Source organism: Variovorax sp. J22P240 (assembly GCF_030316855.1).
Classification (GTDB): Bacteria; Pseudomonadota; Gammaproteobacteria; order Burkholderiales; family Burkholderiaceae_C; genus Variovorax.
Window position 1 is genome coordinate 68,684 of the sequence record NZ_JASZYR010000002.1, and the last position, 21,112, is coordinate 89,795.

The following is a 21,112-nucleotide window of genomic DNA, read 5'->3' on the forward strand; positions in this document are numbered from 1 at the left end:
CATGCGCGCAGCCCTTTGGTTTCTCGCACTCTTCGGCATCGCGGCTGCGGTCGCGCTGTTCGCCGGCAACAACCAGGGCACGATCACCGTCTTCTGGCCGCCATGGCGGGTCGACCTGTCGCTGAACCTGGTGCTGCTGCTCCTGGTGGCCGCCTTCGTGCTGCTGCACGTTGCGCTGCGCGGTCTCTCGGCGCTCTTCTCGCTGCCGAAGCAGGCGCGTCAGTGGCGCCTGCAGCAAAAGGAGCGTGCGCTGCACGCCGCGCTGCTCGACGCCGCGGTGCAACTGCTGGCCGGACGCTTTTCGCGCGCGCGCAAGTCCGCCTTGGCCGCGCTCTCGCAGGAAAGAGCGCTCGCGGCGCTGGACGCGGGGCTTCCGCAGGCCTTGCAGGTGCGTGTCATGGCGCATCTGCTTGCGGCAGAGAGCGCGCAATCGCTGCAGGACCGCCCCGCTCGCGATGCCCATCTACAGCAGGCCCTCAACGAGAGTGCGGAGCGCGGCGCCCTGTCGACGCCCGAAACACGCGAAGGTGTGCAATTGCGTGCCGCCCGCTGGGCGCTCGACGATCGCGATGCGCCCGCCGCCCTGGCTCGGCTGGAGGAGCTGCCGCAGGGCGCGCAACGGCGGACGTTGGCATTGCGCTTGCGCCTGAAGGCGACGCGTCAGGATGGCCGGACGCTTGAAGCGCTCGAAACCGCGCGCCTGTTGGCCAAGCACCGCGCCTTCTCGGATGCCGCGGCACAAAGCATCGTGCGCGGGCTGGCGACCGAACTGCTGTCGGGCGCACACGATCCGACCCAACTGTTGCGCGCCTGGAATGAGTTCGAAAGCTGGGAGCGCGAGATGCCCGAGGTCGCGATCCACGCGGCCCAACGCATGGTGGCGCTGCGCGGCGATCTCACGCTGGCGCGCGCCTGGCTGCTGCCGGTCTGGGAACGCATGATCGAGCAGCCTCATAGCCTGGGTGCATCCCTGCAGGTCAGGCTGGTGAGAGCCCTTGAGGCGGGTCTCGACTCGGTCGATGCCGAATGGCTGGCCCGTATCGAATCGGCGCAGCGAAACAGCCCGCGCGACGCCAATCTGCAGTACCTTGCCGGCATGGCCTGCATGCGGCGCCAGCTCTGGGGCAAGGCGCAACAGTTGCTCACACAGGCCGGACTTGGCTTGCATGACGCGAACCTACATCGACGAGCCTGGCTGGCGCTGGCGCAACTTGCCGAAGCGCGCGACGATGCGGACCAGGCCTCCGCAGCCTGGAAGCGCGCGGCTCAAGCAGAAAATCCCTGAGAAACCCCTGCCGCACGCGGCGAGTGTGCTATTTAAATAGTAGCGTTGCGATTAGCCCGAAAGTTTCAATGCGGGCAGTGCGCCTACAACTTGCATTGCCTTTTTGGGTCATAAATCTCGATCGCCTCTGCCTTACGACCTACGCCGAGAAAGGGTTTGAGCAGCCCGATTTCCTGATGTACAGTCGTAACTGTTTGCAAAAGTATTCATTTCTGGGTCACGATGCGGAGTTAGTTTTGAAAAGTCTTCCACTACATGCCGCTTTGCTGGTCGCCGTAGGTGTGCTGGTCCAGGGCTGTGCGCCGCTGGCACCGGGCTTCCGTTCCGCAAGCAATGACGCGTCGAAATCCGTGTCGCCCGCGGGCTTCTCGACGTCCACCATCGATCCGCCGCCTCCGGGCGCTCTCATCGAGATCACGCCCGATTTGATTCAGGCGCAGCGCGCGGCCACCCTCGAGACCAAGCTCGGCCCCGACGTGATGGCCTTGCTCGGGCAGGCCGGGCCCTACCGCATCGGGATCGGCGATGTCGTGGGGATCGTGGTATTCGATCATCCGGAGATGGTGTTCAGCACCGTCCCGGCGACCACGGTGGCCGATCCGGCCAGCGTTTCGCCGGCGCCGGGCTACATCGTGTCGAACACCGGACACTTGAGCTTCCCCTACGTGGGCAAGCTGAACGTGGTCGGCATGACCATCCAGGAGTTGGAAGAAGCCGTCGTGCAGCGGCTGTCGCGCGTCTTCAAGAATCCGCAGCTCAGCGTGCGCGTCGAGGCGTTCCGGAGCAAGCGTGCCTACATGGAAGGCGAAGTGCGCACGCCCGGCCTGCAGGTGTTCACGGACATTCCGATGACGCTTTCCGAGGCGCTCAATCGTGCGGGCGGCGTGGCTCCGAGCGGCGACCGAACCTCCGTGAACCTCACGCGCGACGGAAAGACGACGCGCATCGACCTGATCGCCATGGCCGACGCCGGCATCGATCCCAGCCGCATCCCGCTCAAGACCGGCGACATGATCTATGTGCGCAATCGCGACGAGAGCAAGGTCACAGTGATGGGTGAAGTGACGCAGCAGATGGGCGTCATGCTGCGCAGCGGCCGGCTGAGCCTGAATGACGCGCTGATCGAAGTCGGGGGCCTCAACCTGACCACCGCCAACCCGATTCAGATCTACGTGATCCGCAACGAGGCGAAGGGCCAGTCGATCTTCCACCTCGACGCGCGCACGCCGACGGCCATCGCGATGGCGGATGGTTTCGCGCTGAAGCCCAAGGACGTGGTGTACGTCGATCCCGTCCCGCTGGTTCAGTGGAACCGCGTGTTGAACCTCGTTCTCCCGACCGCCACGACCGCGATCACCTATCGCCAGCTGGGTTCGCCAGTTTCCGGACAGTAGAGATCGTGACCATCCGGAACGTCCTCGTCGTGTGCCTCGGAAACATCTGTCGCAGCCCGATGGCGCAAGGCCTTCTTGCCGCGGCCTTGCCGGACGCGCAGGTCAGTTCCGCGGGCCTGGAGGCGCTGGTCGGGAGCAAGGCAGATCCGATCGCCTGCGAATTGATGGACGAGCGCGGCCTCAGCCTCGCAAGCCATCGTGCGCGCCAGATCAGTCTCGACCTGTGCCAGAGAGCCGATCTGATCCTGGTGATGGACCATGAGCAGCGGCGCACGGTCGAGGAGCGCTACGTCTTTGCTGCCGGCAAGGTGTTTCGTCTGTGCGAGTTCAGCGACCAGGACGTGCCTGACCCCTACCGCGCGGGCCGCACGGCTTTCAGCCAGTCCTTTTCGCTCATAGAAGACGGGGCCCAGGAATGGGTCAAACGCATATCAAGAGTATCCAGTCGATGACCTCCACTCTCACACCACCCAAAGCCAGTCCCAGTTCGTTCGGCACGACGGACGAGGAGGATCTCAACCTCGGGCACTACCTCGAGGTCCTGACGGCGAACAAGTGGTTGATTGCTGCCGTCACCCTCGTCGTGTTCGCGATCGGCGTCGCCTATGCGTTGCTGCAGCGGCCGATCTACGAGGGGAACCTTGTCGTCCAGGTCGAGGATACGGACGCCGGCGGCAAGGGCATCCTGAGCGAAGCCGGCGGGCTGGTCGACGTCAAGACACCCGCGAGCGCGGAGATCGAGATTCTTCGTTCGCGCATGATCGCGGGCCAAGCGGTGGAGGCCACCAAGCTCTACATCACGGCCAATCCGCGCTACGTCCCGTACGTCGGCGGCTGGATGGCGCGGCGCGCGACCGGCCTGTCGGACCCGGGCTTCCTGTGGCTCGACGGCTACGTGTCGGGCACGGAGCAGATCGCGGTGTCCGAATTCAACGTGCCTGTCCAAATGGAGGGTTCGCTCTTCATCGTGACCGCCCAGGAGGCCGGGAAGTACACGCTTTCGTCCCCGGGCCTGCCCGAGCCGCTGACCGGGACGGTTGGCACGCTCCTGAAGGCGAATGTCGGCAAGGGAAGCATCGAGCTGCTGGTGACCGAGCTCGCCGGCAAGCCGGGTGCGCAGTTCAACCTCGTGCGCTCCGCCAAGCTGCCGACCACTATCGCCCTGCAGTCCAGCCTCGCCCTGGCCGAGCGTGGCAAGGCGTCCGGCATCATCAGCGTGTCACTGCAGGACGGCGATCCCTACAAGCTCACACGCTTGCTGAACGCGGTCGGTGAGCAATACGTCAAGCAGAACATCGAGCGCAAGGCGGCAGAGGCGCAGAAGACCCTGGCGTTCCTCGACGTCCAGCTTCCGCAGTTCAAGCGCCAGGTGGAGGCCTCCGAGGACGCCTACAACCGCTTTCGCATGGAGAAGGGCACCGTGACCATCGGGGAGGAGGCCACGCTGGTCCTGGGGCAGGCAGTCGATCGCCAGACGAAGCTGCTCGAAGCCGAGCAACGCCGGCGCGAACTGGAAAGCCGGTTCACCGTGAATCACCCCACCATCCAGACCCTGGACTCGCAGATCGCCGCCCTGAAGGTGGACATGGGCGGCATCCAGGCGCGGATCAAGAACCTGCCCGCGCTTCAGCAGGAGGCTGTGCGCATGGAGCGCGACGTGAAGGTGAACACGGAGCTCTACCAGTCGCTGCTCAACAACGCGCTGCAACTGCGGCTGGTGAAGGAAGGCAAGGTCGGCAATGTCCGCGTGCTGGATGAAGCCATCCTTCCGACCTATCCCGTCAAGCCGAACCGGAAGGTCATCATCGGTGCCGCATTGGCCTTGGGCTTGTTCCTGGGCGTCGCCGCCGCCTTCCTGCGCAACGCCTTCGTCGAGCGGCGGCTCCGCGATCCGCACGAAGTCGAGGCCGAGAGTGGACTGCCGGTGTTCTCCACGATCCCGTTGAGTGCGGCGCAGGACGCGATCTCCAAGCGACGACTCAGTGGCGCCACCGGCGTCAGGCTGCTGGCCATCGAGCATCCGGACGATCCCGCGGTGGAAAGCCTGCGAAGCCTGCGCACCGCGATGCAGTTCGCGATGCTGGAGTCTCCGAACAACCGCGTCCTGATCACCGGCCCCACGCCGGGCGTGGGCAAGAGCTTTGTGACGGCGAACTTCGCCGCGCTGATGGCGGCAGCCGGTCGGAAGACGCTGTTGATCGACGCCGACCTCCGGCGCGGCCACACGCACCAGTACTTCGGACTACAGCGCCATGGCGGCCTGTCCGAACTGATTGCGGGCAGCTTGACGGTGCAGCAGACCGTGCACCGCCAGGTGGTACCGAACCTGGATTTCCTGGCCACTGGCCAATTGCCTCCGAACCCTGCTGAACTGCTGGTGTCCGATTCGTTCAAGTCGGCACTGGAAAAGTTGTCCGCGCAGTACGACCTCGTCGTCATCGATACCCCGCCGGTGCTGGTCGCTGCCGACACGAGCACCGTCGCGGCGCATGCGGGCACGGTGTTGCTGGTGGCGCGTGCGGATCTGTCGACCATGGGCGAACTGAAGGAAAGCACGCGGCGGCTCGTGATGAGCGGCAAGACGGCCACAGGCGTGCTGCTCAATGCGATGAACGTCGGGCGCCGCGCGTATGCGGCGTACAAGTACGGCCGTTATCGCTATACCAACTACAACTACGAGAGCATCCTGCCCGAAGAGCAATAGGCTCGCCCCCAGGCTTGCTCACTTCGTGTAGCCGCCCACCCCCTGCCGGGGGCAACAACAGCGGCCCGGCGGAGCCGGTTCCGCGGTGTCCACGAAGGGCTCACGAAGGGGCTTGGCTACGCCGGCCCTGGGGTTCCACTTGAGTGGTGCAGGCTTCCAGGTCGCGTTCGAACTGCGCTAGCACGGCGTTGCGATCGAAGCGTTCTTCGGCGTAGCTACGGGCCCGGGCTCCGAGGTCGCGGCGCAGGTCTGGCTGGGATGCCAGGGTCATGACGGCGCCGGCGAAGGCCTTGGCGTCGTCTGGGGGGACGGCGATGCCGCATTGGGCTGTGACCTTGCCGAGTTCGGTTTCGGCGCGGGCGCCGGCGACGACCGGACGGCCGCTGCTCAGCATGCCGGTAAGCTTGGAGGGCATCACGAGGTCGGCGGCGTCGGCGCGCTGGGGCAAGAGATGAATGTCAGCAAGGCCCAGCAGGTCGCCCAGGCGGTCGACGGGTTGCAGGTCCAGAAAGCGCACGTTCGCAAGTCCCTCGCAGCGCTTCATCAGGTCGGCGCGGCCGGCGCCGTTGCCGCAGAAGACGAACTCAAGCTTCGGGTGGTCGCGAAGCATGAGGGCGGTCTCGGCCAGCAGTTCCAGACCCTGTTTCGCGCCCATGTTGCCGGAATAGAGGGCGACCACGGCGTCGGAAGCGATGCCGAGTTCAGCGCGATAGGGGCTGTCGGCGCGCAGCGGCTGGATGGCGGATACGTCGGCCCAGTTGGGCAGCGAGACCAGTCTGGCGTCCTCGGTGCCCTTGGTGCTGGCGCGTTCCATCATGCGCAGCGAGATGGTCGAGATGCGGTCGAAGCGGCGCATCAGGCCACGCTCGACGGCCGCGACGAGCGAACGCAGGCGCGCACCTTTGAGGAGGCCGAGTTCGAAGGCTGCATCCACTTCATAGTCCTGGATGTGCAGCCATGCCTTGGCCGCACGCAGGCGCGCGAACGCGAGTGCGGCCGGCGAGCAGAACAAGGGCGGCTCGGTCACCCACACGACGTCGGGCTTCCAACGCCATTGCGCGAGCAGCGCCGGGATGCTGGTCAGCGCGAAGCTGGCCAGATGGAGGAGGCGGCGGGCGCCCGTCACCTTGCGTGGCACCCACAGCGGCGTGCGGATCACAGCGGCGCCGTGCCATGTCTCGGTGGCGTAGCGCGAAGCGCTGTAGCCGGGCCAGACGGCCCAGTCCGGGTAGTAGGGCGGGGCGGTGACGACGCGCACCTCATGCCCCTGCGCGACCAGCCAGGCAACCATTTCGCCCGTGTACTTGCCGATGCCGGTGAGCTCTGGCGCGAAATTGATTCCGTAGACGAGGAGCTTCATGAGGCCTTCAGACAGTGTTGTGGCGCCGGCTCGGCGCGCTTTGCGGACCTTGAAGTGGGCCGAAGCGCGAGGCCCCGGGAGAATGGTCTCCGATGATCTGGACGAGTGTCTCGGCGACCTGCCTGACCTGAAAGCGATATTGAAAGCAGCGCAGCGCCGCGATGCGCAAGGCAGCTACTTCCGAACGCGGCAGCGCCAGCCAGCGTTGCAGGGTGTCGACGGTCGCTTCGAGCGTGTCGTCGCCGACCAGACCCGCGCCGTCTTCGGCGATCTCGCGCCAGATGTTCACTTTGTCGCTGATCAGGACCGGCTTGCCGCAGGCAAGCGCTTCCACCACGGCGATGCCGAAGTTTTCCTGGTGAGAGGGCAGGCAGAAGGCGTCGGCGGCGTAGAAGGCGCCCCATTTCATGTCGCCGGCCAGCATCCCCGTCCATGTGATGTGCGACGCGATGCCCAATTGCTCGGCGCGGCTCTTGAGCTGCTGCACGAGAGCTTCCTCGCCGGGGCCGGCCATCACGAGCCGCAGGTCCGGACTGTCACCCAGCACGCGGGCAAACGCTTCGACCAGCAGGTCGCCACCCTTCTTTTCGTGGACGCGGCCAAGATAGAGCAGCAGGCGCTTGTCCTTCAGCTCGGGGAACGCCGACAGGAAGGTAGACGCCAGTTCCCGCGCATTCGATGGCGGAGATGAGGTGCCGTAGGAGCCCACGACTTCCCGCGCGCGATACAGCCAGAAGGATTGGCGCGCCAGTACGCGTTCCTCCTCGCAGGTGAAGATCACCGCGGCCGCATCGCGCAGAACCCGGTATTCGGCCCAGGGCCAGTACAGCCATTTCTTCAGGTGCTTGAGCGGATAGCGCCGCTTGAACCACGGATCGAGCATCCCGTGCGTGTAGACGAAGTAGGGCGTGACGGACTGGCTCAGCGCCCGCCATGCGGCGAAGCCGGGGTACTGCCAGAGCCCGTTGACGATCACGGCGTCATAGTCGGACGCATGCTCGCGCAGCCAGCCGACGACGTTCGCGTTGTAACGGTAGCTGGTGGACGATGGCCCCAGCGCATGCACCGGCGCCGGACAGTTGCGCACGAACTGCGCCGAGGGATCGTCCAGCGACAGCAGTTCGCTGCCGTGGCCGAGGTCGACGAGTGCTTCGTGGATTCTCAGGACGCCCTCGATGGGACCGCCTCCGCGGGGGTCGACCGACGTGATCAGGTGAAGGAGCCTCACGGCGACGAGCTTCGAGGGGGGAAGAATTCCATCTTCGGGTACCTGAAGACGAGCAACCCGAAAGCCAGCATGAGGCCCAGCAGCCCATGCGCGGAGATCTGGCCCACCGCCGGCCAGGTAAGGATGGCCAGAGACACGGTCATCCAGAGCAGGATCGGGTACACGGAGCGCTGCTTGTAGGCGAGGCGTATGCTCTTGCCGACTCCGATGGCCAGGACCACGAGCTTGAGCGCCGTGAACAAGTAGCCGATCAGGCCACCTTCCAGCAGGATCCGGCTGGCCTCGACTTCGGCCAACGCAAAGTAGGTGGAGTCGCCCGTGCGCACATAGGTGGCCAGGTTGGAGCCCAGGCCGAGCCCGTATCCCAGCCACGTGATCATCTTGTAGGTGTAGGGCTCGCCGATGAAGATGTGGAGCATGCGCTCCCAGAAGTCCTCGACCTCCGAGGCCTGCTCGAACCGCTGTCCCGTGACTTCGATGGCGCCGCTGAACGCATAGAGGAGCAACGCCACCAGGATCATGCCGAAGAAGATGGCAATGGCCGCCCTGACCTTCCCCTTGCCCTTCGCGAGCCAGAGCCTTCCCGCAAAGTAGGTTGCCACCATCAGGCCCGAGTAGATGACCGCCGTGCGCGAGCCGCTGACCACGCTGGCGATGATGAAGCACCCGAAGGCCGCCACCACGAACAGAAACTGCAGCCTGGTCCTCTTCCTTGCGCCAACGAGCGCGAAGACCAGAGGCGCCACGAGCGCAATGAAGGTGGAGTAGCCAAGCGTGAAACTGAAAGTCCCTGTCGTGCGGACCACGCCGGCCACCGCGACGAAAACCCCTTCTTCGTCTCCGCCTTCCAACTGCGCATTGATGCGCGCGCCCGGCGGCGAAAAGTGCTGCACCACCGAGAGTGGCGCCATCACGAGGAGGGTGCCAACCGCCACCAGCATGGCCGCGCGGTAGTCGGCTTCGTTCATTGCCGCAGCCGCCGCAACGCCGAACCAGATATAGAGCAGCCAGAAGCGCAGGCCGATCAGCAGCACGGCCGGCGAACTCTCTCCGGCGACGAGTTGCAGAAGGCCCCATGCCACGACCACGCACGACCATGCGAGCAGCACCGTGGTGATGCGTTTCTGCCGCCGCAGGGCTCCGATGTTCCACGCGTAGAAGATCACGTAGATCGCGAGCAGATCGCGCACCAGGATCAGCGGCAATGTCGCCGACAAAAGCACCCACTTGCGGACCGCACCTTCCAGCACTACGAGCAGGAAGACCGCGATGAACGCATAGCCGGCACGGCTCAGCGAGGTGCGCTGGCTCAACGCGCGCGGAAATTGCGCCGCCGTGGTGCTCATTGCACGAACTCCTCCAGAAGGTGGCCCGCGCGAGAGCGGTAGTTGGCCCATGAAAAGGCCTGCCCCGACTGCATTGCGGCCGGTCGTGCCGCCTGCAGCAGTTGGGGATTCTGGATGAGATGGCGCACGGTGGCATAAAGCGCATCCGCGTCGGGCTCGACGATCCAGCCGCTTCCCGGGTAGGCCTCGACCATCGCCTTGGCACCGGTCTGCGTCGATACGATCGCCGGCGTGCCGCAGGCCATGGCTTCGGCGACGACCATGCCGAAGGAGTCGGACCGGGAGGGAAGCAGGAGGCAGTCCGCCTGGGCCAGCACCGAGTACAGCTCCTTCTGCGGCGCATTGGCCGTGTGGCGGGCGTTGGGCGTGGCCTCGACCGCGCTCAGCAAACTCGGCTCGCCGATGCCGCCCATGAACTCCAGGTCGTACGACAGGCCGTCGGCATGCAGGCGCTGGAACGCGTCGACGATCAGGTCGACCGATTTGCGATGGCACAGCGTGCCCGCGAACACGAATCGCGGGCTGCCCTGGGGCGGCTGCCAGGTCGGCATCTGGGGCGGCGGCTCCGCGCCCAGGAGCAAGGGGCGCAGCTTGTCGCGCGAGACGCCGTTCGACACGTAGCTTTCCGCCGCCAGCGGTGAGCAGGTGAGGATGAGGTCGGCCATCTCGACCTCTTCGTCCTTGCGCCGGTTGATCTCGGGCGTGTAGGGCGTGGTGCCTTGGCCGATCAGTTCGGCCGCCGACTGGTGGTGGAACGCCGCGGCATCCAGCACGCATCGCGCGCCGATCGCCTTGGCGGCCTTGAAGGTGTGGTACGCCGCGTTTTCATAGGCGACCACGACCTTCGGCTTGAACTGCAGGATTTGCCGTGCGGCCCACGCGTCGAACCAATGGAAGATGCGATGCGTCGTATCGGAGCTTGTCCGGCCATGGCTCATCGACCGCGCCACGCGCAACGCAAACTGGAAGCGCGCCGGATGACGGCGCAGTGTCTCGGGAATGTCGACGTGGCGGAGCTTCTGGCGGTATCTGCCCGGCAGCCACCACGGGGGCGGCTCGCCTTGCGCGGTCACGGGCACGCCGGACCAGAAAGACTGCAGCAGCGACCTCTCATGGAGGGCCAGCGCGAGCTGGTGCGAATGCTGCAGCCCGGGATGGGTAACGAGGACGGATCTCATGGTCGTGGTCCTACGCCCGTCTCGCCCTGCAGCGGTGACGTCGCCGGTGCGGCAAGTTCCTTGTCGTGGCCGGTCCACGCCTCATAGGCGGGCAGCAGCGAAACGGGGTCGTAGCAAAGATTGGGTGGACGAGCGTTCAGCCGGATCGTCGCGGGATTGCCCGTGGCCACCGCGAGCGGGGGGACATCCTTCGCGACCACTGCGCCCGCGCCGACGACGGCGCCATAGCCGATCCTGACGCCAGGCAGGATCGTCGCGCCGACGGCGATCCATGCGTAGTCCTCGATGTGGATCGGCTTCTTAAAGAGCCGCCAGCCCGGGTCGCCGAGATGGTGGCTGGCGGTCAGGATGGTGACGCGGTCATTGATGACCACGCGCGAGCCGATGGTGACGGTGTCGAGCACGACGATCTCCGCCGAGCCTGAGATGAAGGTGTGCTCACCGACGCGCAGGTTCGAGGCCGGTCCCTTGAGATCGAAGCGGTCGAGGATGGACAGCGCCCCTACCTCGACTCCGCGCGCGCGAAAGTGGCGGCGATTCATCAGGATCTTGAGCAAGCCTTGCAAGTTCAGCGCCCGCTTCGCCCACACCACGAGCCAGCGCCGCGACCCTGGTTCGGGTCGCTCGCGCGAGGTCCAGAGAAAGCGGATGTCGTTCACCTTCGAGCCTCGGAGATCAGCGTGCGAAGCGCGGTGACATGGGCATTCACGCAGTGTGGCTCATACCATTGGCGCGCGGCGAGTCCGACGGAGCGCGAATCGATGTCGGACGCTTCCAACGCATCGAAACCGGCCGCGTAGTGGACGTTGGCCGTCAGGCCGTCGTGCGCCCCGTAGTCCTGCCAGAGCAGGATGGGGCAGATGCCATGGGCGCTGTATGCGGCGAAGACGCCGCTCTTGGAGACGTAGTCCGTCGGATACGACAGGGCGCCATAGGTCGCGCTGGACAGTGCGCGGCTGACATCCTCGGCCGACAGCTTTCCATGCGTGACGACACCTTCCTGCGCGAGGCGCTGTGCCAGCACGCCGTCGGACATGGCCGGCCCGATGTCGTGGATCTCGAGTCCTTTTCGCTTGGCGCAGCGGAAGATCTCGCCGTCGCCCCATTGATAGACATTGGCCCGCACCCCGGAGCTCCCGAAGACGACCAGCCGAGGTTCCCTGTCCAGATCGACCGCAGGAGGCTCGCCCACGTTGGAAAACACCGGAAGCACGCGATGAGGCGCGGCCTGGGATTGATTCAGCAGCCAACGGCCGGACTCTTCCCGATTGGTGAGCCAGAAATCGGAGAGCACGAGCAGTTGCTTGGCGATCCGCTTCTGATAGCCGTTGAGCCAGAACGCCGAACCCAGCGGAGAACCTGCCGGCGCGAAGAGTTCGTGAAACACGATTCCGAAGGCCTTGAACTGGGTGCGCAGGCTGCGGACCTTCCGGACCAGCCAGACCGGCACGCCGCGCTTCTGGAATCCGTAGCCGCTGAAATGCAGCAGCAGGAAATCGCCGGACAGGGTCGAGGTGTCCGTCGTGGGCGTCAACTCCAGCAGCGGCGTGTGGAGCGGGCCTCCGACGGTCGTCGCGTAGTCCCGCACGCCGCCGGTGCCCGGCGGGATGAGGGAAATGGAGGCTGCGTGCATGCTCGACATCACGACGGGGAGGGGCGCGCCCCTCAAGCGACAAGTTCTTCGCTGCAGAAATCTTCGTACGCGAGCACAATTCCCGCGCGCAGGGAAACCCTCGGCTTCCAGCCGAGTTCGCGGATGCAGGAAATATCGAGCAGCTTGCGCGGCGCTCCGTCCGGCTTGCTGGTGTCGAAGTGGATCGCGCCGCGGTAGCCCACCACGTCGCTCACCGTCTGTGCAAGTTCGGCGATCGAAAGGTCTTCACCGCTGCCGACGTTGATGTGGCTGGCCATGACGTCCGTATGGGCCGCATAGGTGTTCCGCGGAAGGTCCATGACGTGCACGCAGGCCCTTGCCATGTCGTCGACATAGAGGAACTCCCGCTTCGGTGAGCCCGTGCCCCAGATGACCACCGAGGGTGCGTCGCTGAGCTTCGCTTCGTGGAAGCGACGGATCATCGCCGGCAGCACGTGGCTGTTCTCGGGATGATAGTTGTCGCCCGGCCCATACAGATTGGTCGGCATCACGCTGCGGAAGTCGCAGCCGTACTGCCGGTTGTAGCTCTCGCAGAGCTTGATGCCGGCGATCTTCGCGACCGCATAGGGCTCGTTGGTGGGTTCCAGCTTGCCGGTCAGCAGCGCGTCTTCGGCCATGGGCTGCGGGGCCAGCCGCGGATAGATGCAGCTCGAACCCAGGAAGAGCAGCTTGCTCACGCCCGTGCGCCAGGACTCGTGGATCAGGTTCGCCTCGACCATCAGGTTCGAGTAGATGAACTCGGCCGGATAGCTGTTGTTGGCGTGAATGCCGCCCACTTTCGCGGCAGCCACATAGACCTCCTGGGGCCGTTCCTCGGCAAAGAAGGCGCGCACCTGGGCCTGGTCGGTCAGGTCGAGCTCCGCATGGGTCCTGGACACGATGTGGGTGTAACCCTTCTCGGCCAGGCACCGCACGATCGCGCTCCCAACCATGCCGCGGTGCCCCGCCACGAAGATTCGCTTCTGAAACTCGTTCATTGAACTACCGCGCTGGCTTGAGGTTGATGGGAGAGGTCGATCAGGCGAGTTTTCTTTCGCCTGCGGAAGGGGCGTCGTCGAGACGCACGATGTCGTCTTCGCCGAGGTATCCACCGGTCTGGACCTCGATCACTTCCAGGGTGGTCTTGCCGGCGTTCTCCAGCCGGTAGATCGCACCCACGGGGATGTAGATCGATTCGTTTTCCTTGACGAGCTGCGCCTTGTCGTCGCAGGTCACCTTGGCCGTGCCCTGGACGACGACCCAGTGTTCGGCGCGGTGGTGGTGCATGCGCAGCGCCAGTCGCGCGCCGGGCTTGACCGTCAGGCGCTTGACGGCGAAACGTTCGCCGTCGTCGATGCTGTCGTAGGCGCCCCACGGCCTTGGAACGCGCCGATGCCGCGTCGCCTGGCTGTGGCCGTGCGTGGTCAGCAAGGCGACCACGTCCTTGACCTGCTCTGCGCATTCGTTGTGCACGACCAGGAGCGCATCGGGCGTGTCGACGACCAGCAGATCCTTGGTGCCCAGGGCCACGACCGGGCGGCCGGGCGCATGGATGAAGGTGTTGGTGGCGCTCATCGCGAAGCCGTGGCCGCTGATGCGGTTGCCGTTGGCATCGGTGTCGTGCAGGTCGGCGACGGCATTCCAGCTGCCCACATCGCTCCACCGGCCCTGGAAGGGAATGACCGCGACGCGAGCGCATTTTTCGAGCACCGCGTAGTCGATGCTTTGGCTGCGGCAGCGCCCGAAGGCAGCGCCGTCCATGCGCATGAAATCGCCGTCAGCGTCGATCGTCGCAGTCGCAAGCTTGCAGGCGTCCAGGATGTCGCTCGCGTGCTCCTGAAGCGCCGCGATCAGCACCTTGGCCTGCACGAGAAGAATCCCGGCATTCCAGAGGTTTCCGCCTTCCAGTAGCAACTGTTCGGCACGGGCTGCATCCGGCTTCTCGATGAAGGCAGCGACCGCGTGGCCAGCTTCTTCGCCCAGTGCCGCGTCGAGCTTGTCGCCCTGACGGATGTAGCCGTAGGCCGTGCTCGGGAACGTCGGCTCGACGCCGAAGGTCACGAGATAACCCGCCAGCGCGGCAGGGATGCCTTTGAGGATCGTGGCGACGAAGCGCTCCGAATCCGGGATGTGATGGTCGGCAGGCGCGAAGAGCAGCAGGCGTTCGGGGTCGGTCAGCAGCGCGGTCGCGGCCATCGCAGCGGCCGTGTTCCGTGCCACCGGCTCCAGCAGTTGCTTGCCGCTCACCTGGGCTGCGTCGATGCCTTCCTGGACGAGAAAGCGATGCTCTTCAGCCGCGACGCAGGTCACCTCGGTGTTGAGCTGCCGCAACCGCTCGAGTGTGAGCAGGAGAAGGCTTTTGTTGCCGACCAGTGGAACGAATTGCTTGGGAAGGGTCTTGCGCGACAGCGGCCACAGTCTTGTGCCGCTGCCTCCACACAGGACGACGGGCTGGATCTGAGTCATCGCGAGCCCTCCCCCGTGGTGACGGCGCGGACCGTCCTCACGAGGATCTTGATGTCGAGCCATAGGGACCAGTTGCTGACGTATTCCACATCCAGTTCGACGCGGCGGGCGTACGACAAGCGATTGCGTCCGCTGACCTGCCACAGCCCCGTGATGCCAGGACGCATCGCGCAATAGTGCTCCCAACCCTTGCCGTAGAGACTGCGCTGGCGCTCCATGCAGGGGCGGGGCCCCACGATGCTCATGTCGCCCTTGAGCACATTCCAGAACTGGGGGAGCTCGTCGAGACTCAGCTTGCGGATGAACTGGCCGATCGGCGTAATCCGCGGATCCTTTTCCAGCTTCTGAAAGGTGTCCCATTCGGTGCGCGCCATGTCGTTGCGGCTCAGGAATTCGTCCAGCACGTCCTCGGAATTGCGGACCATCGAGCGGAACTTGTAGAAGCGAAACCGTTGGCCTCTTTCTCCGAGGCGGTTTTGCCAGAAGTGGACCGGCCGCCCCATGCTGACTGCAACGCCCAGCGCGACCAGCAAATAGAGGGGTCCGAAAACGACGAAGAAGACCAGCGCGCCCACGATGTCGAAGGTCCGCTTCGTGACGCGTTCGGCGAGGTTGAGCTTGCGCGGTTGTGCGTAAATGGGGGGCGAAGGAGGGCCACCACCTTCCGGGGGGAAGCGTCGGACCACGTTGCCATGTGCGGTCGAGTCTGAACGAAACATTTAAAAATCCCCCGTAACGGGTGCTGCCTCAATCAAGAGCGCGGCAGTGTAACGCTTTACTACTATTAGCAAGAATTTGAACATATGCTGCGGCCGCTGTGATGTCAACAAAAGCCGTACATCTTCCGCCAAACGGCCTAGGTCTTCTCCTCTGTAGGTATCTGCCTGGCCCACTTTGATGCACTGCAACATATCCACCCAAAGTGTAATCCTTTTGTATGACAACATGTTAACGTTAAACGCTCTGGGGGTGTTGTTTGCATACGCCGTTTGGCGATTTGTCACGAAAGCACGGATGTTTCCGATGGGCAACGCAGCATCTTCTCGCCGAGATTGCGAGCCAAAGTAGGCCGTTGGTGCGCGAATGTGAAGGAAAGGGTCCCGCGGGCGCTGGCGGAGACCTTCCAGTCTTCAGGATGGCTGCGGCAACCGGGTGCCGCGAGGCTCGTGCGAGCCGGCTCTTCAGATCAAATGAGAAAGGGGAGGCGAGGCGCCTCCCCTTGCGCCTCAGTGACGGGCGCTTGCGTCCTGTCCGGGCTGCTGCTCGAAAGGCAGGACCATCGAGCCGAGGTCGCGGCGGGTCTCGACCAGCACCAGCGGACCTTCGTCGATCACGATCGCCGGCGGGCGTTCGCGCGGCACGTGCACCGGCTTGGGTTCCGCCGCGATCGCAGCGCGAACCTGTGCGACGCGTTCAGCGTCCGAATTGACCCAATGCAGGCCGGAGCCTTCCGCCACCTGGGCGAGTTCGTCCAGCGGTAGTTCGAAGGGCTGAATCTTCGGAAGAGCCCGCGAGGAGGCGGCGGTTTTCGCCTCCACGACGATGGGCGCCGCCACAGGGGCTGCGACGCGCTCAGGGCGCGCCATGACAGGCGGTGCCTCGACCTGAAGCGCGTCGTCCGCCTGGGCGGTCACGGGGGCAGCCGGAGCAGGCTGATTCACATCAGCGTCGTCGCGGGGGCTGCGCTCGCGGCGATCGCGGCCGTAGCGGTCCCGCGACCGGCCGCGGCGCTCTTCGCCGTCGCGGCGCGTTGCGGCATCGGGACCTTGGCCTTCGCCGATCGCGCCGGCACCCGTGGATGCGTTGGCGTCGACCGCTTGAGCTTGAGCTTCCACCGATGCCTCGTCAGACCGGGGGGTGCCTTCGTTGCGACGCTCGCGGCGTCCTTCGTTGCGCTCGCCACGGGGTGCGCGCTCTTCGCGACCGTTGCGCTGGCCGCGTTCGGCCGGAGCATCACCTTGCGAAGCTTGGACGTTAGTCTCGCCGGTGGTCTCGCCATTGCGTTCGCGCTGGGCGTCGGTGTTGCGCTCGCCGCGTTCCCCACGCTCACCGCGCTCACCGCGCTCCCGACGTTCGCCGCGACCGCGCGGTGCGCGTTCCGAAGGCGTAGCCGCTTCGTCGCCGGCGTTCGAGGCGATCGCTTGTGCGTCAAGTTGAATGTCGGTCGCCTCGGCCGGCAACTGGCGCGCTTCGCCGTCACGGCGTTCACCGCGGCCACGGCGCTCGCCTTCGCGAGGCGCGCGGGTGTCACGGGGCTCACGCACCTGGCCGTCATTGCGTGCTTCGCTACGAGTTTCACGTCCTTCGCGGCGCTCGCCCTCACGACGCTCGCCGGAGCGAGCCCCGCGGCGATCGCCGTCGCGGCCACCACGTCCTTCGCCGCGTCCACCGCGGCGCTGTTCGCCTTCGCGAGCGGTGCGCGGAGCTTCGCCGTCACGCCCGCCACGTCCTTCACGGCGCGGCTTCGGTGCCTCGATGGGAATGGCGACGGGGGCAGGCGCCGGCGCCGGCTCTGCACCGAACAGGCGCTTGATCCAGCCGAAAAAGCCGGTTTCGGCCGACTTGGCCACCGCAGGCGCGGCCGTAGCCGTCGTCGTGGGTGCCGGTGCGGCCACAGGCGGGCGCACCGTCTCGGGCTTCGGCACGGCGATTGGCGCCGGTGCATCGGGTAGCACCCCCTTGATCACCGGGGTCTGCTTGTTGGTCGGCTCCTGCGAGCGGCGCGTGACGGAGGTCGGGTCCTCGATCTCGTCGGCCATCTTGTAGCTGGCTTCGATGTGGTCGAGCCGTGGATCGTCGTGCTTGAGCCGTTCCAGCTTGTAGTTGGGGGTTTCGAGCGTCTTGTTGGGCACCATCAGCACGGTCACGCGCTGCTTGAGCTCGATCTTGGCGATCTCGGGGCGCTTCTCGTTCAACAGGAAGGAGGCCACTTCCACCGGCACCTGCACATGCACTGCTGCCGTGTTGTCCTTCATCGACTCTTCCTGAATGATGCGCAGGATCTGCAGCGCGCTCGATTCGGTGTCGCGGATGTGGCCCGAGCCGCCGCAACGGGGGCAGGGGATCGACGAGCCCTCGCTCAGCGCTGGCTTCAGGCGCTGGCGGCTCATTTCCATGAGGCCGAACTTGCTGATCGAGCCGAACTGGACGCGGGCGCGGTCTTGGCGCAGGGCATCTCGCAGGCGGCTTTCGACTTCGCGGCGGTTCTTCGACTCGTCCATGTCGATGAAGTCGATGACGATCAGGCCGCCCAGGTCACGCAGGCGCATCTGGCGCGCGACTTCGTCGGCGGCTTCGAGGTTGGTGCGGGTCGCGGTTTCCTCGATGTCGCCGCCCTTGATGGCTCGCGCCGAGTTCACGTCGACGGAAACCAGTGCTTCGGTGTGGTCGATCACGATCGCGCCGCCGCTGGGCAGTTGCACGGTGCGAGCGTAGGCCGATTCGATCTGGTGCTCGATCTGGAAGCGGCTGAATAGCGCAGCGTCGTCCCGATAGCGCTTCACGCGGGCGGCATGTTCCGGCATCACGTGCGCCATGAACTGCTGTGCCTGGTCGTAGATGTCGTCGGTGTCGATCAGGATGTCGCCGATGTCGTGATTGAAGTAGTCACGGATCGCGCGGATGACCAGCGAGGATTCCTGGTAGATCAGGAAGGCGCCCTTGCCGCCCTTGGCTGCGCCGTCGATGGCGGTCCAGAGCTTGAGCAGGTAGTTCAGGTCCCACTGCAGTTCGGGCGCGGAGCGGCCGATGCCTGCGGTGCGGGCGATGATGCTCATACCCTTGGGGTATTCGAGCTGGTCCATCGCCTCCTTGAGTTCGGCGCGGTCGTCGCCCTCGATGCGCCGGCTGACACCGCCGCCGCGCGGGTTGTTCGGCATCAGCACGACGTAGCGGCCGGCCAGCGAAATGAAGGTGGTGAGGGCCGCGCCCTTGTTGCCACGCTCTTCTTTCTCGACCTGGACGACCAGTTCCTGGCCTTCCCTGATTGCATCCTGGATCCGGGCCTGGCTGGCCGAGACGCCTTCCGCGAAGTACTGCTTGGAGATTTCCTTGAACGGCAGGAAGCCGTGGCGGTCTTCGCCGTAGTCGACGAAGCAGGCTTCCAGCGACGGCTCGACGCGCGTCACCACGGCCTTGTAGATGTTGCCCTTGCGCTGTTCGCGCCCTTCGATCTCGATTTCGTAGTCGAGGAGCTTTTGTCCGTCGACGATGGCCAGGCGGCGTTCTTCAGCCTGCGTGGCGTTGATCAGCATCCGCTTCATGATGCGTTGTCCTTCTATTTCTGTCGTTCTACCGGTCCGTGACGGACCTAACGATGCACGGACGACGTCGCGCGAAACGAAGGAATTGCCTCTGTGCCCTGGCTGCCATGGCCGCCGCGCAAGCGCGGACAACCACCTCGAGTATCAAGTCGATGGCAGACGGGGTGGGGGCGCGTGGATGGGCGCGAGCCCGATGTGGTGTTGATTTGCTATATTTTTTATAGCTATTGGCGCAATGGTGGCGCGCTCTGCTGGCGATTCAATGCCTGATCTCGCTGGCGGCAGCCAGCGCAGGAGCAGTTGAATCAGTAGCATCAACACAAGGTACTCGCTTCGATCCGCCGGCAGCTTGTAGCCTGCCGGCTGGGGTATTCCGTATCGGTGTTTCGTGGGCGTCGGCTTGACTCGGATGCAGTGCCCGCCGCCTTGCGCTCTTGCGCGTGGCTTGCGAGTTCGGCATCAAAGCGGCATCGACCTCACAGCGCTTCCCGTGGTGCTCTAAACTTCTGATTAATCAAGCACTTACAAGACCGCGCTGGTGAAAAACATTATAGGTGCGAAGCCAAGCCCCGCGGCGGCAGAAGTTCGCTTTCTGACAGTCGACGGGGAATCTGCCGGCCAACGACTGGACAATTTCCTGTTTCGGCACCTCAAGGGTGTGCCCAAGACCCACGTCTACCGAATCATTCGCTCGGGAGAGGTGCGCATCAACAAGGGGCGCGCCCAGGCGGAGACGCGTCTCGCCGAGGGCGATGTGTTGCGGCTGCCTCCGGTGCGGGTGGCGGCCCGGTCGGAAGAGGGCGCGACCCCACCCGCGCCGGGCCGGGAGTTTCCCTTGTTGTATGAGGACGACGCGCTGCTTGCCGTCAACAAGCCGGCCGGCGTCGCAGTCCATGGCGGGAGCGGAGTGAGCTTCGGAGTGATCGAGCAACTTCGAACGGCACGGCCCGCGGCCCGCTTCCTGGAACTCGTGCATCGCCTGGATCGCGAGACCTCGGGCATCCTGCTGGTCGCCAGGAAGCGCAGCGCGCTGACCGCATTGCAGGATCAGTTTCGCGAGCGGGAGACGGGCAAGACCTATCTGGCGCTGGTCGAAGGCAACTGGCCCGCCAACAAGAAGGTGCTCGACGCGCCGCTTGCCAAATACCTGTTGCCCAGCCAAGCGGGCTCGGCAGAGGGGGAGCGGCGGGTGCGCGTCGTCGCCAAGGACCATCCCGATGCGATGCGCGCCGTCACACTGGTCAAGGTTTTGGCGCGATTCGCCCTGCCCGGCGATGCTGCTTCCTTCTCGCTTCTGGCGGTCACCATCAAGACCGGCCGTACGCATCAGATTCGCGTGCACCTGGCGTCGGCCGGCCATGCGATCGCCGGTGACGACAAGTACGGCGACTTCGAGCGCAACCGTGCGCTCCAGAAAGTCGGCCTCAAACGCATGTTCCTGCACGCCTGGCGCCTGCAGTTCACCCATCCTGCGAGCGGAGAGCGCATGGCACTTCAGGCAGACCTGCCGCCGGAACTGCATGCCTTGATGCCCCCCATCGCGCTCGACGCGCTCGCGGCCCATCCTTCGACAACGCCCCATGACTGATATCCGTCCCCGCCGTTTCGATCTGATCGCCTTCGATTGGGACGGGACCCTGTACGACTCCACGCGCCTCATCGTGCGCTGCATCCAGGCCGCCGTGGTCGACGTCGGCGGAGCCAAGCCCAGCGAGAGCGACGCCGCGTGGGTCATAGGCCTCGGCCTGGCCGAGGCGCTCGCCCGCGCCGCGCCCGACGTGCCCAGGGAAAAGTACGCCGAACTCGGTGCGCGCTACCGCTACCACTATCTCCAGCACCAGGATGACGTCGTGCTGTTCGATGGCGTCCTGCCGATGCTCGATGCGCTTCGGGAGCGCGGCCACAAGCTGGCGGTGGCCACCGGCAAGTCGCGCCGCGGCCTGAACGAAGCGCTGGCCACCGTCGCCCTGCGAGAGTGCTTCGCCGCCTCCCGCACGGCCGACGAAACATTCGGCAAGCCGCACCCGCGCATGTTGCTTGAGCTGATGGACGAACTCGACGTGCCAGCCGATCGAACCCTGATGATCGGCGACACGACGCACGATCTGCAACTCGCGATCAACGCCGGCTGCGCGAGCGTGGGCGTGTCCTACGGCGCGCATGAACCCGACACCTTCGACGCGTTGGCGCCGCTGCACGTGGCGCATTCGGTTTCCGGATTGGCGGAGTGGCTTCTGGCGAACGCATGAAAATCCG

16 protein-coding genes are annotated in these 21,112 nt (G+C 65.3%); 6 read left to right on the plus strand and 10 right to left on the minus strand.

What is annotated here, in order from left to right:
• The first annotated feature begins 1 nt into the window (after position 1).
• The 4 genes from QTI24_RS07200 to QTI24_RS07215 all read left to right on the plus strand — a co-directional run bounded on the left by QTI24_RS07200 (position 2) and on the right by QTI24_RS07215 (position 5,383).
• Entirely contained in the window at positions 2-1,285 is a 1,284-nt protein-coding gene (locus QTI24_RS07200) for a heme biosynthesis protein HemY (RefSeq protein WP_286599383.1), read from the plus strand.
• 236 nt (positions 1,286-1,521) lie between these two features.
• Positions 1,522-2,679, plus strand: coding sequence for a polysaccharide biosynthesis/export family protein (locus QTI24_RS07205; protein WP_286599384.1), 1,158 nt, complete (start codon positions 1,522-1,524; stop codon positions 2,677-2,679).
• 11 nt (positions 2,680-2,690) lie between these two features.
• Positions 2,691-3,131 (plus strand): low molecular weight protein-tyrosine-phosphatase, encoded by a 441-nt coding sequence (locus QTI24_RS07210; protein ID WP_286600067.1) that lies wholly within the window; start codon positions 2,691-2,693, stop codon positions 3,129-3,131.
• Positions 3,128-5,383, plus strand: a complete 2,256-nt coding sequence (locus tag QTI24_RS07215) for a polysaccharide biosynthesis tyrosine autokinase (RefSeq protein ID WP_286599386.1) — start codon at positions 3,128-3,130, stop codon at positions 5,381-5,383. Before QTI24_RS07210 ends, QTI24_RS07215 begins: the two co-directional genes overlap by 4 nt.
• A gap of 100 nt (positions 5,384-5,483) precedes the next feature.
• Here the strand turns inward: QTI24_RS07215 and QTI24_RS07220 are convergent, their stop codons facing one another.
• From QTI24_RS07220 to QTI24_RS07265, 10 genes are all read right to left on the minus strand, one after another.
• Positions 5,484-6,743, minus strand: coding sequence for a glycosyltransferase WbuB (locus tag QTI24_RS07220; protein ID WP_286599387.1), 1,260 nt, complete (start codon positions 6,741-6,743; stop codon positions 5,484-5,486).
• Positions 6,744-6,750: 7 nt separating this feature from the next.
• A complete protein-coding gene (locus QTI24_RS07225) occupies positions 6,751-7,971 on the minus strand; it encodes a glycosyltransferase (RefSeq protein ID WP_286599388.1) in 1,221 nt (406 codons plus the stop codon).
• Positions 7,968-9,317: an O-antigen ligase family protein gene (locus tag QTI24_RS07230; RefSeq protein WP_286599389.1), complete on the minus strand. Its 1,350-nt coding sequence runs from the start codon at positions 9,315-9,317 to the stop codon at positions 7,968-7,970. The genes QTI24_RS07225 and QTI24_RS07230 overlap by 4 nt, the downstream gene beginning before the upstream one ends.
• Positions 9,314-10,495 (minus strand): glycosyltransferase, encoded by a 1,182-nt coding sequence (locus QTI24_RS07235; RefSeq protein WP_286599390.1) that lies wholly within the window; start codon positions 10,493-10,495, stop codon positions 9,314-9,316. The genes QTI24_RS07230 and QTI24_RS07235 overlap by 4 nt, the downstream gene beginning before the upstream one ends.
• Positions 10,492-11,154 (minus strand): acyltransferase, encoded by a 663-nt coding sequence (locus QTI24_RS07240; RefSeq protein WP_286599391.1) that lies wholly within the window; start codon positions 11,152-11,154, stop codon positions 10,492-10,494. Before QTI24_RS07240 ends, QTI24_RS07235 begins: the two co-directional genes overlap by 4 nt.
• Positions 11,151-12,128 carry a hypothetical protein gene (locus tag QTI24_RS07245; RefSeq protein ID WP_286599392.1) on the minus strand — a complete coding sequence of 326 codons (978 nt, stop codon included), beginning with the start codon at positions 12,126-12,128 and terminating at the stop codon, positions 11,151-11,153. Before QTI24_RS07245 ends, QTI24_RS07240 begins: the two co-directional genes overlap by 4 nt.
• Positions 12,129-12,160: 32 nt before the next feature.
• The gene (gene fcl / locus QTI24_RS07250) at positions 12,161-13,126 is read right to left on the minus strand and encodes a GDP-L-fucose synthase (RefSeq protein WP_286599393.1); all 966 of its coding nucleotides are present in this window, start codon (positions 13,124-13,126) and stop codon (positions 12,161-12,163) included.
• 40 nt (positions 13,127-13,166) lie between these two features.
• Positions 13,167-14,594 carry a mannose-1-phosphate guanylyltransferase/mannose-6-phosphate isomerase gene (locus QTI24_RS07255; RefSeq protein ID WP_286599395.1) on the minus strand — a complete coding sequence of 476 codons (1,428 nt, stop codon included), beginning with the start codon at positions 14,592-14,594 and terminating at the stop codon, positions 13,167-13,169.
• The gene (locus QTI24_RS07260; protein ID WP_286599396.1) at positions 14,591-15,313 is read right to left on the minus strand and encodes a sugar transferase; all 723 of its coding nucleotides are present in this window, start codon (positions 15,311-15,313) and stop codon (positions 14,591-14,593) included. The genes QTI24_RS07255 and QTI24_RS07260 overlap by 4 nt, the downstream gene beginning before the upstream one ends.
• A gap of 507 nt (positions 15,314-15,820) precedes the next feature.
• Positions 15,821-18,856, minus strand: coding sequence for a ribonuclease E/G (locus QTI24_RS07265; RefSeq protein WP_286599398.1), 3,036 nt, complete (start codon positions 18,854-18,856; stop codon positions 15,821-15,823).
• Between the two features lie 538 nt (positions 18,857-19,394).
• On the opposite strand from QTI24_RS07265, the gene QTI24_RS07270 reads away from it, so the two are divergent.
• Positions 19,395-20,444 (plus strand): RluA family pseudouridine synthase, encoded by a 1,050-nt coding sequence (locus tag QTI24_RS07270; protein ID WP_286599399.1) that lies wholly within the window; start codon positions 19,395-19,397, stop codon positions 20,442-20,444.
• The gene (locus QTI24_RS07275) at positions 20,437-21,105 is read left to right on the plus strand and encodes an HAD family hydrolase (protein ID WP_286599401.1); all 669 of its coding nucleotides are present in this window, start codon (positions 20,437-20,439) and stop codon (positions 21,103-21,105) included. The genes QTI24_RS07270 and QTI24_RS07275 overlap by 8 nt, the downstream gene beginning before the upstream one ends.
• The last annotated feature ends 7 nt before the right edge of the window (positions 21,106-21,112 follow it).

Excerpts from the sequence above, each read along its gene's own strand:
- QTI24_RS07200 (WP_286599383.1), top strand. The coding sequence starts at position 2 with ATGCGCGCAGCCCTTTGGTTTCTCGCACTCTTCGGCATCGCGGCTGCG.
- QTI24_RS07215 (WP_286599386.1), top strand. The coding sequence starts at position 3,128 with ATGACCTCCACTCTCACACCACCCAAAGCCAGTCCCAGTTCGTTCGGC.
- QTI24_RS07220 (WP_286599387.1), bottom strand. The coding sequence starts at position 6,743 with ATGAAGCTCCTCGTCTACGGAATCAATTTCGCGCCAGAGCTCACCGGC.
- QTI24_RS07230 (WP_286599389.1), bottom strand. The coding sequence starts at position 9,317 with ATGAGCACCACGGCGGCGCAATTTCCGCGCGCGTTGAGCCAGCGCACC.
- QTI24_RS07235 (WP_286599390.1), bottom strand. The coding sequence starts at position 10,495 with ATGAGATCCGTCCTCGTTACCCATCCCGGGCTGCAGCATTCGCACCAG.
- QTI24_RS07245 (WP_286599392.1), bottom strand. The coding sequence starts at position 12,128 with ATGCACGCAGCCTCCATTTCCCTCATCCCGCCGGGCACCGGCGGCGTG.
- fcl (WP_286599393.1), bottom strand. The coding sequence starts at position 13,126 with ATGAACGAGTTTCAGAAGCGAATCTTCGTGGCGGGGCACCGCGGCATG.
- QTI24_RS07255 (WP_286599395.1), bottom strand. The coding sequence starts at position 14,594 with ATGACTCAGATCCAGCCCGTCGTCCTGTGTGGAGGCAGCGGCACAAGA.
- QTI24_RS07260 (WP_286599396.1), bottom strand. The coding sequence starts at position 15,313 with ATGTTTCGTTCAGACTCGACCGCACATGGCAACGTGGTCCGACGCTTC.
- QTI24_RS07265 (WP_286599398.1), bottom strand. The coding sequence starts at position 18,856 with ATGAAGCGGATGCTGATCAACGCCACGCAGGCTGAAGAACGCCGCCTG.
- QTI24_RS07275 (WP_286599401.1), top strand. The coding sequence starts at position 20,437 with ATGACTGATATCCGTCCCCGCCGTTTCGATCTGATCGCCTTCGATTGG.